General features: G+C 43.9%; 12 protein-coding genes and 1 tRNA gene. 6 read left to right on the forward strand and 7 right to left on the reverse strand.

Features of this window, described 5'->3' with window-relative positions; genetic code table 11:
* The first annotated feature begins 1 nt into the window (after position 1).
* Complete coding sequence (locus HYN49_RS12375) at positions 2 to 1,006, forward strand: M28 family metallopeptidase (RefSeq protein WP_108904405.1); 1,005 nt, start codon at positions 2 to 4, stop codon at positions 1,004 to 1,006.
* 9 nt (positions 1,007 to 1,015) lie between these two features.
* Positions 1,016 to 1,933: an alpha/beta hydrolase gene (locus tag HYN49_RS12380; protein WP_108904406.1), complete on the forward strand. Its 918-nt coding sequence runs from the start codon at positions 1,016 to 1,018 to the stop codon at positions 1,931 to 1,933.
* On the opposite strand, the gene HYN49_RS12385 is transcribed toward HYN49_RS12380, so the two are convergent.
* The 5 genes from HYN49_RS12385 to HYN49_RS12405 all read right to left on the reverse strand — a co-directional run bounded on the left by HYN49_RS12385 (position 1,930) and on the right by HYN49_RS12405 (position 4,722).
* Positions 1,930 to 2,193, reverse strand: coding sequence for a hypothetical protein (locus HYN49_RS12385; RefSeq protein ID WP_108904407.1), 264 nt, complete (start codon positions 2,191 to 2,193; stop codon positions 1,930 to 1,932). The two genes, HYN49_RS12380 and HYN49_RS12385, sit on opposite strands and share 4 nt — an antisense overlap.
* 140 nt (positions 2,194 to 2,333) lie before the next feature.
* Positions 2,334 to 2,410 (reverse strand) — tRNA-His (locus HYN49_RS12390).
* Positions 2,411 to 2,486: 76 nt separating this feature from the next.
* Complete coding sequence (gene bshB1, locus HYN49_RS12395) at positions 2,487 to 3,203, reverse strand: bacillithiol biosynthesis deacetylase BshB1 (RefSeq protein ID WP_108904408.1); 717 nt, start codon at positions 3,201 to 3,203, stop codon at positions 2,487 to 2,489.
* A gap of 11 nt (positions 3,204 to 3,214) precedes the next feature.
* Positions 3,215 to 4,294, reverse strand: coding sequence for an isochorismate synthase (locus HYN49_RS12400; RefSeq protein WP_245892186.1), 1,080 nt, complete (start codon positions 4,292 to 4,294; stop codon positions 3,215 to 3,217).
* Complete coding sequence (locus HYN49_RS12405; protein ID WP_108904410.1) at positions 4,291 to 4,722, reverse strand: PaaI family thioesterase; 432 nt, start codon at positions 4,720 to 4,722, stop codon at positions 4,291 to 4,293. The genes HYN49_RS12400 and HYN49_RS12405 overlap by 4 nt, the downstream gene beginning before the upstream one ends.
* Positions 4,723 to 4,852: 130 nt before the next feature.
* On the opposite strand from HYN49_RS12405, the gene HYN49_RS12410 reads away from it, so the two are divergent.
* The 4 genes from HYN49_RS12410 (at position 4,853) to HYN49_RS12425 (ending at position 11,859) form a co-directional block, all read left to right on the forward strand.
* On the forward strand, positions 4,853 to 6,409 hold the full coding sequence (locus HYN49_RS12410; protein ID WP_108904411.1) for a hypothetical protein: 1,557 nt from the start codon (positions 4,853 to 4,855) through the stop codon (positions 6,407 to 6,409).
* A 78-nt stretch (positions 6,410 to 6,487) separates the two neighbouring features.
* Positions 6,488 to 7,138, forward strand: a complete 651-nt coding sequence (locus HYN49_RS12415) for a DUF1579 domain-containing protein (protein WP_108904412.1) — start codon at positions 6,488 to 6,490, stop codon at positions 7,136 to 7,138.
* Between the two features lie 106 nt (positions 7,139 to 7,244).
* Positions 7,245 to 10,901, forward strand: a complete 3,657-nt coding sequence (gene purL, locus HYN49_RS12420) for a phosphoribosylformylglycinamidine synthase (RefSeq protein ID WP_108904413.1) — start codon at positions 7,245 to 7,247, stop codon at positions 10,899 to 10,901.
* Positions 10,902 to 11,088: 187 nt separating this feature from the next.
* Positions 11,089 to 11,859, forward strand: a complete 771-nt coding sequence (locus HYN49_RS12425) for a DUF3667 domain-containing protein (RefSeq protein ID WP_108904414.1) — start codon at positions 11,089 to 11,091, stop codon at positions 11,857 to 11,859.
* A 7-nt stretch (positions 11,860 to 11,866) separates the two neighbouring features.
* On the opposite strand, the gene HYN49_RS12430 is transcribed toward HYN49_RS12425, so the two are convergent.
* Together HYN49_RS12430 and HYN49_RS12435 are read right to left on the reverse strand one after the other, a co-directional pair.
* The gene (locus HYN49_RS12430) at positions 11,867 to 13,798 is read right to left on the reverse strand and encodes an LTA synthase family protein (RefSeq protein WP_108904415.1); all 1,932 of its coding nucleotides are present in this window, start codon (positions 13,796 to 13,798) and stop codon (positions 11,867 to 11,869) included.
* Between the two features lie 88 nt (positions 13,799 to 13,886).
* A complete protein-coding gene (locus HYN49_RS12435; RefSeq protein WP_245892188.1) occupies positions 13,887 to 15,620 on the reverse strand; it encodes a BamA/TamA family outer membrane protein in 1,734 nt (577 codons plus the stop codon).
* Positions 15,621 to 15,705 lie beyond the last annotated feature (85 nt).

Genomic DNA, 15,705 nt, shown 5'->3' on the forward strand with positions numbered 1-15,705 from the left:
TATGAGACGCATATCATTACTGTTCCTGATTGCCCTGAACATGTCGTGTTCGAGTAATAAACCCAGCGGCTATGTCCAAAAATACATAAACACCATTTCTGCCGATGAGCTTAAAAAACACCTGACCATTGTAGCTTCTGATGAGATGGAAGGCCGGGAAACAGGCTCAGAAGGACAGAAAAAGGCAGGCGCATACCTGATCAACCAATATAAATCTGAAGGAATTCCATTTCCTAAAGGTGCTGACAGTTTCTACCAAAAAGTCCCTGCAGCATTCATGAATGCGAAATACGGTGAAAGTCTTCCCGATTCTGAAAACATCTGGGCTTTTATTGAAGGTACTGAGAAACCTGACGAAATCATTGTGGTGTCGGCACATTATGATCATGTGGGAATAAAGGACGGCAAAGTATATAACGGTGCCGACGATGATGGCTCAGGAACGGTAGCGTTGCTGGAAATTGCGCAGGCTTTTGAAAAGGCAAGAAAAGACGGGCACGGACCAAAGCGTTCCATATTGATTTTACATGTTACCGGCGAAGAACATGGTTTGCATGGCTCAAGGTATTATTCCGAAAACCCGTTGTTTCCTATCGAAAAAACTGTCGCCGATGTCAATATTGATATGATCGGGCGTAGGGATGACCTGCATAAAAACAGCAATTATATTTACGTAATCGGCTCTGATTACCTTTCGACCGATCTGTATAATATCTGTGAGAAATCGAATAAGAAATCTGTTAACCTGGAACTGGATTACAAATACAACAGCCGTAAAGATCCCAATCGTTTTTATTATCGGTCAGATCATTACAACTTTGCAAAAAAGGGCATACCATCCGTATTCCTTTTCAATGGTACCCATGCCGATTACCATAAGGATACCGATGAAGTCGATAAGATCGAATTTGATGCTTTGGCAAAAAGGGCACAACTGGCATTTACCATCGCCTGGGAAATTGCGAACCGTGAGGAAAGGATAAAAGTAGATAAAGACGGAAAATAAATATTCATTATGAAAAAAATAATCTCAATATTATTTTTAATTGTTGCTCAAGTCGTTTCGGCACAACAATTGTACACCAAGACTTTCGGTTCCGAAAAGGCAAAGCCAATATTGTTCCTGCATGGCGGCCCGGGCTACAACAGCGCCAATTTTGAAGCTTCGACAGCACAAAAACTTGCTGATGAAGGTTATTTTGTCATCGTTTATGACCGACGTGGTGAAGGGCGCTCGACCGATGAGCATGCCAAATTTACGTTTGAGGAAACGTTTAAAGATATTGACGGCTTACTGGAACAATTCAAAATTCAGAAAGTGACGCTGATGGGGCATAGTTTCGGCGGTGTTGTGGCCACGCTTTACGCAGAAAAGCATCCTGAAAAAATAAATGCCGTAATATTGGTTGGCGCCCCGATCGCACTTCAGGAATCTTTTGCAAATATTATCGAACGTTGCCGGAAAATATACACTGATAAAGAGGACAAATCAAGCCTTGGCTATATGGACATGTTGGAAAAAATGGATAAAAGCAGCCTGGAATTCAGCAGTTATTGTTTTATGTATGCAATGCAGAATGGCTTTTATAAACCGAAAAACATCAGCTCTGAAGCTCAAAAGATTTATGACGACCTGAAAAAAACACCCGAATACAAATATGCCACGCAAATGACACCGCAAGGACCGAAAGGCTTCTGGAAAAATGAAAATTATACCTCGCTTGATTTGTCGGCAAACATTTCAGCCTTATCCAAAAAGATGAAAGTCATTGGATTGTACGGTAAAGATGATAGTCTTTATTCTGAAAGCCAGATTGAAAAATTAAAAGCAATCATTGGGAAAAGCAATGTCTTTTATATCGATAACAGTTCACACAACGTATTTATCGACCGCCAGGATGAATTCCTTAAAATAGTAAAAAGCCAGATCTAAAGATATGGCTTTTCATTTTTTACAATCTGTACCTTCCCTATTGGCACAGTATCTGTGGAATCATTTAAAATATTCACCCCTAAAAGATTAAAGGGAATATCTGGAATCGTTTCTCCCGAAGATTTCATTTCATGTACCAGTTCCTGGAAATCCTGTGGACTGACGACAAGTGAATCCCCTGCATTCAGTTGATGTGTGATGATGTAATCCCGAAGCGATGGCACGGTAATCCTGTGCCCGATTGAAATGTATTCTGACATAGCATTTGTTTTTATACTAATTTAAGAATTTACGCTGCCGCAGAAAAGGGATTTAAGTTTTAATTGGGAAATACTTTAGTCATATTTTGGCCTCAGCATATCCAATAAAAAAAGCCCTGAGTTTCCTCAAGGCTTCCAAATGGGGTGGATGACCGGGTTCGAACCGGCGACCCTCGGCACCACAAACCGATGCTCTAACCAGCTGAGCTACAACCACCGTGTGTTTTGTGAGCGCAAATATATCGCAAAAAGGTTGATCCGGCAAAGAAAATTTTAAAAAAATTACAGTAAATTTATATCAGGTCACCTAAACTATTGACGGCCAAATATCTTTCTGTGGTAAAACCTTCCGCATAATCCGTCCCGATAAGCCTTCCGAGGTCCTGAGCGCGGTAATGGATGCTCTCGAGAAAGTTCTTCGTAGCAATTGGCGTTTCCGGTTCGTCGCTGCCTGGTTTGTAAAATTGGGAACTATATGCCATTATCGCTGCTGTTTTCTTTTCGATAAAACCGGAAATATCTACGACAAAATCAGGCTCAATGTTTTTCCATTGGATGTAATGATATACTATTTTCGGCCGCCAGGCTTGCTGTATTTGCCCCTCATAATCGGTTTCAATCTTAATCAATCCTGAAAGGAAACAGGCATCCGAAACCAGTTTACTGCCTTTACCGTGATCAATATGCCTATCGTCAACCGCATTGCAAATGACGATTTCCGGCCGGTATTTCCTGATCATCTTAATCACTTCGAGCTGGTGCTTTTCATCATTGACAAAAAAACCATCGCGCATATTCAGGTTTTCGCGCACATCGATCCCCAGGGCGTCAGCACCGGCTTTGGCTTCACCATCCCGGATCTCAGCGGTGCCGCGTGTACCCAATTCACCTCTTGTCAAATCAATAATCCCGACCTTTTTCCCCAGCGCTGCTTCTTTTGCCAATGTACCGCCACAACCCAGTTCCACATCATCAGGGTGCGCCCCGAAAGCCAATATATCCAGTTTCATAAATTTATTGTTTATAATAATACTTTTTTCATGGTTTGTGATTTATTCACCGTTTCAAGCCATTCCGCCTCAGGGTTACTGTCTTTGGTAATGCCGCCGCCAATGTAAAGGTTTGCCGTATTCCCTGAAGCTTCCACATGCATGCAGCGCAGGTTTACGAAAAAATCAGTCTGCTCATTTCCATTTAGGAAATCCTTATTCAGTTCGCCATGGAATCCGGAATAAAAACCCCGGTCATAGCCTTCATTTTCAAGGATAAAATCCAATGCAGGTTGCTTTGGCAGGCCACAAACCGCAGGGGTTGGATGCAATGCCTCAACAATATTCTTTAAATGCGCTCCAGGTTTCAATTCCGCCGTAATATCAGTTTTAACATGCGCCAATGTCCCTGCCTTAAGCGTATAAGGCGTGCTGGCATTTACTGCCGTTGAAAATGGCTTGAGTTCGTCAGTAATAAAATCGGTGACAAATCGCTGTTCCTGTTTTTCCTTTTCCATCCAAATAAGCCCCTCATGCCATTTTTGTGTCCCGGCAACCGACATCGTGTGCAATTTCCCATTACCGGTTTTCAGGAGCTGTTCTGCAAAAGCGCCAAACCAAAATCCCGTTTTTGGATGAAACCAGCAATAAACATAGGCCTCGGGATAATTTTTGGATAATGATATAAAAATCTGTCCAAAGTCGAAATGTGGCAATTCAACCATTTCCTTCCTGGATAAAACCACTTTATCGAACTTTTGCTGTGATATGGCCCGAATGGCATCGTTGACAAGCTTTAAATGAAATTCCCTGTTTGTTTCTGCTTTTTTTGATGATGAAATCACTTCTTTATCCCGAACCTGATTTTCAAAAACTGCAAATTGGAAATCCGAATCCCTTTCAGGGATGAGCAGCATTTCATTTCCGGAAAATGATACGAATGCATAGCCGGTTTCTGTGAAATCCTGAATCGAATGTGTTTCATCTGATTCTTGGAACAATCCGCGGATCACTTTTGCATGCGGCTTTTTGTACAATACAAACGGGAACTCTTTGTCAAAATGTTTCTGTGCCATCACAAAAAGTGATGCTAATGGAATCTCCGGTTTCATTTTGACGCTTCTTTGGGAAGGATTATATTGGTGAGTTTACACAGGCAAACCAATTTATTGTCCTCATCCGTAATTCGTATTTCCCAAAGATGCAACGTCCTGCCTTTATGAATGATACGTGCCGTTCCCCAAACCATTCCTTCACGTTTGCTGCGCAGGTGGTTCGCCGAAATTTCTATGCCCCTCACCTCCTCTTTTTCAGGATCTGAAAACAACATCGATGCCGCGCTGCCGACACTTTCTGCCAGTGCGACACTTGCACCGCCATGCAGCAATCCCATAGGTTGGTGGACATTTGGGTTTACAGGCATCGTCGCGGTCAGGAAATCTTCGCCGGCATCAATATATTGGATGTCCAGCGTTCGCATTAGTGTATTTTCAGAAAATTTGTTGCAGAGCGCGAGCAGTTTTTCTTTATCAAAAGCCATTCAAAAAAATTTGCCGTAAAAATACGACTTTTAAGGCTTTGTGCCCAAAGAATAATATTTGCTTTTTGGCGTTTGCATACCAACTTGTGCTTAACAAATTTTACTATTTTTACCGAAATTCAATCCCACCATGCGTAAGACCGTTTTTGCTGCTTTTATCATTGCCTTGATTTCCCTGACTTCATGCCGCACCGATTTTGATTTCCAGCCCAGTACCGGCCATCTTGCATTTTCAAAAGATACGGTATACCTCGATACGGTTTTTACAGACATCGGATCCAGCACTTACACTTTAAAAGTGTATAATAAGTCCAATGATAATATTTCCATTCCTACCATCCAGCTTGGCAAAGGACTTGCTTCGAAGTACCGCATCACTGTTGACGGAATGACAGGCAACAACGGGAAAATCTTCAATAACGTAGAGCTTTTAGCCAAGGATAGCCTTTTCATTTTTGTGGAAACCACAGCGAACATTGCCGATGCCAATCCTGATGACTTCCTTTATACGGACCAAATCCAGTTTGGCAATGCTACTGATTTTCAGAAAGTAGAGCTCGTTACATTAATCCAGGATGCGGTGTTTCTTTACCCACAAAAATTTGAAGATGGCACTACGGAAACATTGACGTTGGGCTCGGGTGAAAATGCGCAGCAGATATATGGTTTTTTCCTCGATGAAAATGATCCCGCACACGGCAATGAATATGAATTGACCAACGACAAACCCTACGTCATTTACGGCTATGCAGGTGTTGCCAGTGGAAAGACGCTTAATATTGAAGCCGGTGCCCGACTCCATTTCCATGCTGAATCCGGGATCATTGTAGCCAGTGGCGCCACATTAAACGTAAATGGAAGTGTTTCAACAACCGACGCTCTGGAAAACGAAGTTGTTTTTGAAGGCGACCGCCTCGAACCCGGATTTTCAGATGTTCCAGGGCAATGGGGACTGGTCTGGCTTACATCAGGGAGTATGGCGAACGTGAATCATCTGACATTAAAAAACTCGATTGTTGGTTTTTTGGTGGAGAATAATGCAGGCGAAATGTCAGTAACCAATACGCAAATTTATAACAACTCCGTTGCTGGGATTTTGGCGCGAAACGGCAATATTAAAGGCGAAAATGTTGTCATCAACAACTGCGGGCAGGCATGTTTTGCAGGGACTTATGGCGGGAAATACAACATGACCCACTGCACGTTCAACAACGACTGGCCGAGTTCGGGGCAATCTTCTGTTGTGCTTAACAACTTTATCGAGGGCGCCGATCCCGAGTCCAATCCGTTATCGGAGGCCAATTTCAACAATTGTATTATTTACGGTTCAAATCAAAGAGAATTGAATCTGCTGAAATATGACGACACGCAGACTTTCAATTACAAATTCGACCATTGCCTGATCCGTTTTAACAATATCGACAATGAATTTACGAACAATCCGCTTTACAATTTCGCGGATCCGGCTTTGTACGACGGTTGCCTGATTGCCAAAACCAGCCAGCAGTTTGACCCGGTATTTTTCAATGCCGACAATAATAAACTGAATATCAGCCCGGAATCGGCTGCATTTCAAACCGGAAATTCAGCATTTGCTGTTCCTGTTGATGTAAATGGCACAATCCGAACTTCTTCCCCACCAGATATGGGCGCTTACCAAAGTGCTGCATTTCCGGAGGAAAATTAGACGTGATTTTAGGATTTCAACAATCGTTTTGATATTTTTTTATTAATTTTAATAAACTAACATCAAAACAATCGACTTATGAAAAAAACCTATGTTTATTTAACGGCCTTATTGATTTCAATAACTGCCTGTAAGAAAGAAGAAGTAAAAACAGAAACCTCAACTACGGATACCACAACTGTAGCTAAAGAGGAGATGCCGGCAGAAGCTGAAAAACCCATGGACTCCATTGCCATGCAGAAAGCCTGGGAGGCCTACGCTACGCCAGGGGAAATGCACAAAAGGCTCGCGGCCGATAACGGGACCTGGAATGAGGAAATGACCTTTTGGATGGGTCCCGATGCCAAACCTCAAAAAAGTACTGCTGTAGCGCAAAACAAAATGATCTTTAACGGACTTTACCAGGAATCAACTCATAAAGGTATGGTCATGGGTATGCCTTTTGAAGGAAAAAGCACTGTGGGTTTCGATAATGCTGCGCAGGAATATGTATCAACCTGGATTGACAACATGGGATCCGGAATCATGATGATGAAAGGGAAATACGATGCTGCTTCAAAAACCGTAAACATGTCCGGCGAATGTGTGGATCCGATGACCAAAGCACCTAAAAAAATCCGTGAAGTCTGGACAGTGGTTGATGAAAACACCCAAAAAATGGAAATGTTCGATACTGCAAATGGTAAAGAATATAAAAGTATGGAAATCGTCATGACAAGAAAAAAATAGCATTCTTATCGTACAAATCAAGCCGGCAATTGTCGGCTTTTTTTTTTTGCTTATAAAAGTTATTAGGCTTAAATTTGCGCCACACAACACCACTAAAATACTTACAATGATTCATTTCTTCGGAAACGAAAGCGATACCGTTTTTGCTGTACAGACGCAAGGCCCGCTTTCAGCAGAGAACATTTCAAAACTAAACTGGCTTTTTGGCGACGCTCATAAACTAGAAAAATCCGTACTCACGGATTTTTTTGTTGGCCCACGTGCCGCCATGATTACGCCCTGGAGCACCAACGCGGTTGAAATCACCCAGAATATGGGTATCGATGGCCTTATCCGTATTGAGGAATTCCATAAAGTAAGTTCAGATTTTACTGATTTCGACCCGATGCTTTCGCAAAAATTCGACGCATTGCACCAGGATATTTTTACCATCAACATCCAACCCGAGCCGATTATTGAAATCGAGGATATTGCTGCTTATAATACATCCGAAGGTCTGGCTTTGAGCGAGGATGAAGTCGATTACCTGAACAAGCTTTCATTGCGGATCGACAGGAAACTGACTGACTCTGAAGTATTTGGTTTCTCACAGGTGAATTCAGAGCATTGCCGCCATAAGATCTTTAACGGGACTTTTGTAATTGACGGTAAAGAACAGCCGTCATCATTGTTTAAGCTGATCAAAAAAACATCAGCAGAAAATCCAAATGACATTGTTTCCGCTTATAAAGACAATGTGGCTTTCATCAAAGGGCCTACGGTGGAACAGTTTGCACCAAAATCAGCTGACAAACCCGATTTTTACGAAACCAAACCTTATGAATCCGTAATTTCACTCAAAGCGGAAACCCATAATTTCCCGACAACTGTCGAACCGTTCAACGGCGCTGCAACAGGTTCAGGAGGAGAAATACGCGACAGGCTCGCCGGTGGCCAGGGTTCGCTGCCATTGGCGGGAACCGCTGTGTATATGACCGCCTATTCCAGGCTTGAAGCCACACGCGAATGGGAAAATGCTATGAATGAAAGGAAATGGCTGTACCAAACCCCTATCAACATCCTGATAAAAGCCTCAAACGGTGCTTCAGATTTCGGGAATAAATTCGGGCAGCCACTCATTACAGGTTCTGTATTGACGTTTGAGCATGAAGAAGGCGGCCGCAGGCTCGGTTACGATAAGGTGATTATGCAGGCCGGCGGCATCGGTTATGGAAAAGTAGCACAATCCATAAAGAAGAAACCTGCGAAAGGAGATAAAATCGTAATCCTTGGTGGTGAAAATTACCGCATCGGAATGGGCGGGGCTGCCGTGTCATCAGCAGATACCGGTGCATTCAATTCCGGAATTGAATTGAATGCCATCCAGCGTTCCAATCCTGAAATGCAAAAACGTGCCGCAAATGCCATCCGCGCTTTTGTGGAAAGCGATAACAATCCGATTATTTCGATACACGATCACGGCGCAGGCGGGCATTTGAATTGCCTTTCCGAACTGGTGGAAGAAACCGGCGGACTTATCGATCTTGATAAACTACCCGTTGGCGATCCCACACTTTCCGCAAAAGAAATCATCGGCAACGAATCCCAGGAAAGAATGGGACTTGTGATCGGTGAAGCCGATATTGAAATGCTCGAAAAGGTAGCCCAGCGCGAGCGCTCCCCAATGTATACTGTGGGTGATGTGACCGGCTCGCATCGTTTTACTTTTGAATCTGAAAAAACCGGTGCCAAACCGATGGACCTGGCACTCAGCGACATGTTTGGCAGTTCCCCGAAAGTCGTGATGAATGATACTAAAATCGATCGCCATTACGAAGATTTGCATTATGACATCAGCCATATCCACAGCTATCTTGACAATGTATTGCAATTGGAAGCCGTGGCCTGTAAAGACTGGCTCACGAATAAGGTAGACCGTTGCGTGGGCGGGAAGGTCGCAAAACAGCAATGTGCAGGCCCTTTACAATTGCCATTGAACAATGTAGGCGTGATGGCTTTGGACTATCTGGGCAAAGAAGGCATCGCCACTTCTATAGGCCACTCCCCTGTTTCGGCGCTGATCAGCCCGACGGCCGGAAGCCGGAATGCCATTGCAGAATCCTTATCGAATATCATCTGGGCACCTTTGAAAGACGGACTGAAAAGCGTTTCTCTTTCGGCAAACTGGATGTGGCCCTGTAAAAATGAAGGCGAAGATGCGCGTTTGTATGAGGCAGTCCAAGCCTGTTCGGATTTCGCTATCGAATTGGGGATCAATATTCCGACAGGAAAGGATTCACTTTCAATGAAGCAGAAATATCCCGATGGCGATGTGATTGCTCCGGGAACGGTCATCATTTCTGCGGCAGCAAATTGCAACGACATTTCGGCTGTAGTTGAACCTGTGCTGAAGAAAAACGGCGGGGATATTTATTACCTGAACCTTTCGAATGACGCCCATAAATTAGGCGGATCTTCATTTGCACAGACATTGAATAAAATCGGGACTGAAGCGCCTACAATCAATGATTCAAAATCATTCAAGGCAGCTTTCGGACTTGTGCAGCAATTGATCCGCGAAGGGAAAATCAAAGCTGGACACGATATCGGCAGCGGCGGTTTGATTACGACATTGCTGGAAATGTGTTTTGCTGATGTGAACCTCGGCGCTGAACTGGACCTGAGTTCTATTTGCGAAAGCGACACCGTAAAACTGTTATTTGCTGAAAATATCGGCATTGTATTCCAGGCTGATTTGGGTGTGGAAGCAATTTTTAAGCAAAATAATATCACACTATTCCATATCGGAAAAGCGACTGCCAGCAATACTTTAAGCATCACCAACAATAACGACGTATTGTCTTTTGACATTCATAAAACAAGGGACACCTGGTATAAGACTTCTTATCTGTTAGATCAGAAACAATCAGGTACGAAAAAAGCGAAAGAGCGTTTCGACAATTATAAAAACCAACCATTACAGTTTGTTTTCCCAACCCTTTTTGACGGAAAGAAACCCGTAATCGACCCATTTAAACCGCGTCCGAAAGCAGCCATCATCCGTGAAAAAGGCAGCAACTCCGAGCGCGAAATGGCCAATGCAATGTACCTTGCCGGTTTTGATGTTAAGGACGTGCACATGACCGATTTGATTTCAGGCCGTGAGACGCTCGAAGACATTCAGTTCATTGGAGCGGTCGGTGGGTTTTCGAATTCCGATGTTTTGGGATCTGCAAAAGGTTGGGCTGGCGCGTTTTTGTACAATGAAAAAGCGAAAGCGGCGCTGGAGAATTTCTTCAAAAGGGACGACACTTTATCAGTCGGAATCTGCAATGGTTGCCAGCTATTCATCGAATTAGGGCTCATTAATCCTGACCATTCCGAGAAACCGAAAATGAAGCACAATGATTCACGCAAACATGAAAGCGGATTCACTTCGGTAACAATCCAGGAAAACAATTCGGTGATGCTGTCCTCACTGGCAGGAAGTACGCTGGGAGTGTGGATCTCGCACGGTGAAGGTAAATTTGATTTGCCTTATGGAGAAGACCGTTATGATGTCGTAGCCAAATATGCGTATGAAGGCTATCCGGCCAACCCGAACGGTTCTCACTATGATATCGCTATGATGGCGAGCAGTGACGGACGCCATTTAGTGATGATGCCGCATATTGAACGTTCCACTTTCCAATGGAACTGGGCAAATTATCCGGACGGCCGTAATGATGAAGTGTCGCCGTGGCACCAGGCATTTGTGAATGCGAGGCTTTGGCTGGAGAAATAAGTTTAAACGGTACTAAATGGATTTTAAGACCGCTGCGCTTTAGGATTACAGGATCCTCAGCATAGTCTTAAAATCTTCAAGTCTTACTGTCTTACAATCCTGCAAGATCATAAGATTCCTAAAATCTCACATAAAGGCTTTCAGGAATGGAAGCCTTTTTTTATTTTTAGCCGATACAAATCCAACCATGAACCATAACTCCTGCCTGAACTGCGGTAAACTTGTACACAGCCGATTCTGTCCTGATTGCGGGCAAAGAACCGATACCCACCGCATTGTCCTGAAACATTTCCTGTTGCATGATCTGCTGCATGGCGTGTGGCACCTCGAACGCGGCATATTATTTACGATTAGAGAAGCATTCGTAAGGCCGGGACAGGCTGCATTGGATTATGTCTCAGGCAAACGCATCAGGTATTACAATGTGTTTTATCTTTGCTTACTTATCATCGGATTGAACATTGTGCTAAATCACTTTTACGATAGTTTTCTGCCAGAGGAGCACATCCAAAGGAAACTTCCCGACGGCTCCTACGATGCCTCCGGTTTTTTCAAGGACAATATTAAATTTATCCTGCTGGGTATCGTACCGATGTTAGGATTGTCCGCATATACCGTATTCGGCAGGCTAAAGCTGAACCTTGCAGAGCACTTTATATTAGGCGGGATATGTTTATTGGGGGAACTCGTTATCGGATTGGGCTTTTTCACTGTTGCCTTCCTGGTGCAGTTGCCAGGCATGCCGGATGCTGCCGATTATGCCGTCCTTTTGATACTATTGACCATGTTCTTTTATCCGGCATGGGTTTATGGAAACGCGACAAAAGGAATTTACAAATGGTGGGGTAAACTTTGGCGGATGATCTTGTTTTACATCCTTTCTATTATTTTAATGCTGTTTACGCTGGGTCTTGTATTGTCTATTCTTAGCGGATTTAAGGGAACAGTAAGTTTTTAATGTTTCATCATCTCATCGTACTCCCACTCAATCGCTTATCAATAACCCGTTCCATATAATCCTGTAAGAAAGCCTTACAGCGCAATTCCAATAAGTTCATCTCTACGTTTCGCTTTGAAATCAGGTTGTGCTCCATGCCTTTGTCTTCTTTGGCATAAAAACCGACCGCTTTCTTTCCGTCAAAAGTGCAGATGTAATTCCCGCACATCATCTGGTACAGGTTTGCCGAATACTTTATTACGAATGGCGGAACCTTAGTGTCACTAATCAAACTCCTCCCCCAGCTCCTGAACGGCTTCTGGTACCCGATCATATCCAAAACCGTAGGATACAAATCGATCTGTTGGGCAAAATCATCGTTTACGCCGGCATATTTTCCGTCCGGCCTGTAAATCATCATCGCCACGGCATTGCGGTTGAATTCTTTCTTATATTCATCATAAAATACCGTGTTGCCATGGTCGCCGACCAAAATAAAGATGGTGTTGTTAAACCATGGCTGGGATTTCGCTTTCGCAAAAAATCGCTTCAGGGCGTAGTCCGTATACCCGATGCACTGGTGGATGTTTACATCGCCCTTAGGGAATTTGCCTTCATATTTCGCAGGCACTTTATAAGGTTCGTGCGAGGATACTGAAAATAAGGTTGCTAAAAAAGGCTGCTTTTGCTTATTAAGCTCGCGGTCAAAAAACTGGAAGAACGGTTCATCCCAGATCCCCCATACGCCATCAAAATCCGCATCATTATTGTATTCCGTCTTGCCAAAATACTGATCAGTGCCTAAGATATTCGAATAACCGAGGAATCCCATCGAGCCATTCGGCGCACCATGGAAAAAGGAAGTCGAATAACCCTCGCTTTCCAACGTCGAAACCAAAGATTCCGTAGGCTGTTTAGGATAAGGCGAAGAAGTAAAAGCATCCTTAAACGACGGAATACCTGCCAATATCGACGACACGGCATGGATCGATTTATGCCCGTTCGAATACGCATTCGTAAAAATCAGGCTATGCTGCGCCAGTGAATCCACAAAAGGTGTGTAACCGCGGTAGTTTGGGATGTTCGCGTTTTTATTCAGGCAGCCATAATATTCCCGGGCATTGCTTTCCAGGATAAAGATCACGACATTCGGTTTTGAAGGCGGATTGTTGTGATATGCTTTCACAGGCATGACAAGCGAATCGATATCGGCTTTTGAAACCAGGCTGACCTTCTGGAAGCTGTTGCTGAACATCGTACGGATAATCGCAAACGGCGTGTTCATCACAATATCGGCCTGACTTGCCACGCGCACATAACGGCTGGCATCGATCAGATTGATGGGACGCGTACTTTTTTGGAAATCGCCGCGGATGCCGCCTATCGTCAGCGTAGCAATAATCAGGAAAGCCATCACTGAAGCGATGAAATAACGTCCGTAAAATAATATCCGGTCCGGTTTCACCCTGACTTTCTTATACAAATAAATCCAAAGTCCGAACATCACAAAAAACAATAAGAACACATGCCAATACCCGGTAAGGAAGTTCCAGAAAAGCAGTGCCTTATTCGATTCATGCGCCACCGAATCCGTTATGGCAACAGTTGACCGCCCAAAGTTGAAGCGGTAATAAATGAAATCGATAAAGTTCGTTGCATAAGCGATTCCATTCGTAATGAAATACAGGTAAAACAGGAATTTCTGGTATTGCGGGCGCGTATTGGTCGTAAACGGCAAAATCGAAAATACTATGAACAATGCATTCACATAAAGGATGGCCGTAGTGTCAAATGCCAAACCGTGGTAATACAGCGTGAGGAATTCCCATGGCCCATCCACAGGAATCAGTCCGGAATTGTACCAGTAAAACAACAGCCGCGCTACAAAATAAAACACATAAGCCAGCAGGATTCGGTAAAATAAGGCTTTATATTCCTGCAGTCTTGGAAATCTGGACATGGGCAAATAATTTGATTACGGAATGCAAAAATAGGGAATTTACACTTTCAAATAGGTACATCCCGAAAGTGTCATTACAAATGGTCGATTATTTATAAATAATCGTCCGCGGTTTTCCCAACTCAAAATCCTGCAGCCCAAAATCCTCTGTCTCAAAAGTATTAGTCTTGGTAATATTGCTCCCCTCGCCCGGAATCGTCGGATAATAGGCCAATGACAGCTGGAACGAACTGAACACCAGGTAATCATTGCTGATGATAAGCCCAATCCCGATGGTGGAATATATTTTACTTTTGGTCAGTCCCACCCGGTCATCGCCAATCATCGCCGCAGTATAGTTGAAATACGGATTCAGGCGGAAACCCCAGAGATTCCATGGAGAGTACGCCTGTGTCTGCAACCCGAGCACCAGTTTTTTCGTACCATACACCGCACTGTTAAACCCACGTATGCCAGCACTGTTATTGCCCTGTGAACCGGCGCCGTAATTGCCCTGGAAACCACTGCTTTCATTAATCGTAAGCCTGTCCCCGATCGAGTTCAGCCGGTTGGTACCCAGGATAAGCTGCGGTTTGATAAATTGCCTGAACTTCCACTTTCCGCTTTCAAGAAGGTTTGTGAAATAGGTGGCCTGGAATGAAAAGGCCGTCTGTTCCGCTTTTCCATCATTAAAAAAAGTACCATATTCAAAATTCGTACTAAGGTACCCGAACTTGAAGTAATTGCCGTAGGATGCCCTACCGCCGATATAAGGCCTCTTAATCCCGTTTTTAAATTGGTAACCGCCGGTAATGCCATATATTTTCCCGACAGGTACATCTTCAACAATCCCATAATTAAAAAGGAATTTGTCCTCAACGAACTGCCTTGATGAAATCCCGATGCCACCCAGGTAGAACTTTTCACCACTAAAGAAATTAATCGAATCGTAAGCGATATGAGGGCTTTCGCGGAATTGCACATGCAACGCCCGCGCGGCAAGGATCAGGTTCGTCGTGCGTTCATCTTCAGTATTTCCATTAAAAATCCTGATGGCATGCCCAACCCAGTAATCCTGTGAATTGTATTTGAGGTTCTGGCTGGCATAATTCATGTTTTTATCCGGCAGCGAATCTTTGCGGAACTGCTGGTCAACATACACTCCGCCGGCCCACTTTGCGTAGGGCGAATAAAAAGGCCGCTCTACATTAAGGCTTTTGCCGTAATAACCATCAAGGTCAATCTGGTAAATGGCGGTGGTTTTTACAAAAGAATTCAGGATGTTTGGGACGGTGTATTTCATCCGGTACGCATTCTTCCCATCTTCTATCCTATTGGTAAACTTGTTTTCAAACTGATGACCTGACCCAAGGAAATTACGTTCCTCGAGTTCGATGGAAGTTCGTGTACTCGACAAAGAACCACGTGGAATAAGGCTCCATGAATCCAGGACACGCACATATACATCCACCGAATCCGGACTCCCAGGAATGGCTTCGGCGTCAATCAGTACACTGCTCACAAACCTTTGGGAACGCACCAGACGCTCAGATTCCCGAACGAGTAAAGTGTCGAGCGGACGGTTCCTTTTAATCAACAGGATATTTTTTATCGCGAGCTGGCTGGACTTGATGTGAAAACGATTTCCCGCTTTCTCAGCCCAGTTTTTCGGGCGTTTGGTAGTGTCAGCAACTGAATAACCGAAAGGATCATAGGTCGTAACCTCAATGGTTCGGATGATTTTCCCTTCAAAAGCTTTGTATCTTCGCTTCCGCGGCTTGCGGATGGGATTTGACTTTTTAACTTCCGTAGGTTCGAAAATCAGTTTGTGGAGGTTCTTCATAAACTTGCTCCGCTTTGAATACTTTTCAATTTTCTTATACATTGCAGCCGAATCCTTGACTACAGGCTTCACCTGCGCATTCGCG

Source organism: Flavobacterium pallidum (genome assembly GCF_003097535.1).
In the GTDB taxonomy this organism is placed as follows: Bacteria; Bacteroidota; Bacteroidia; order Flavobacteriales; family Flavobacteriaceae; genus Flavobacterium; species Flavobacterium pallidum.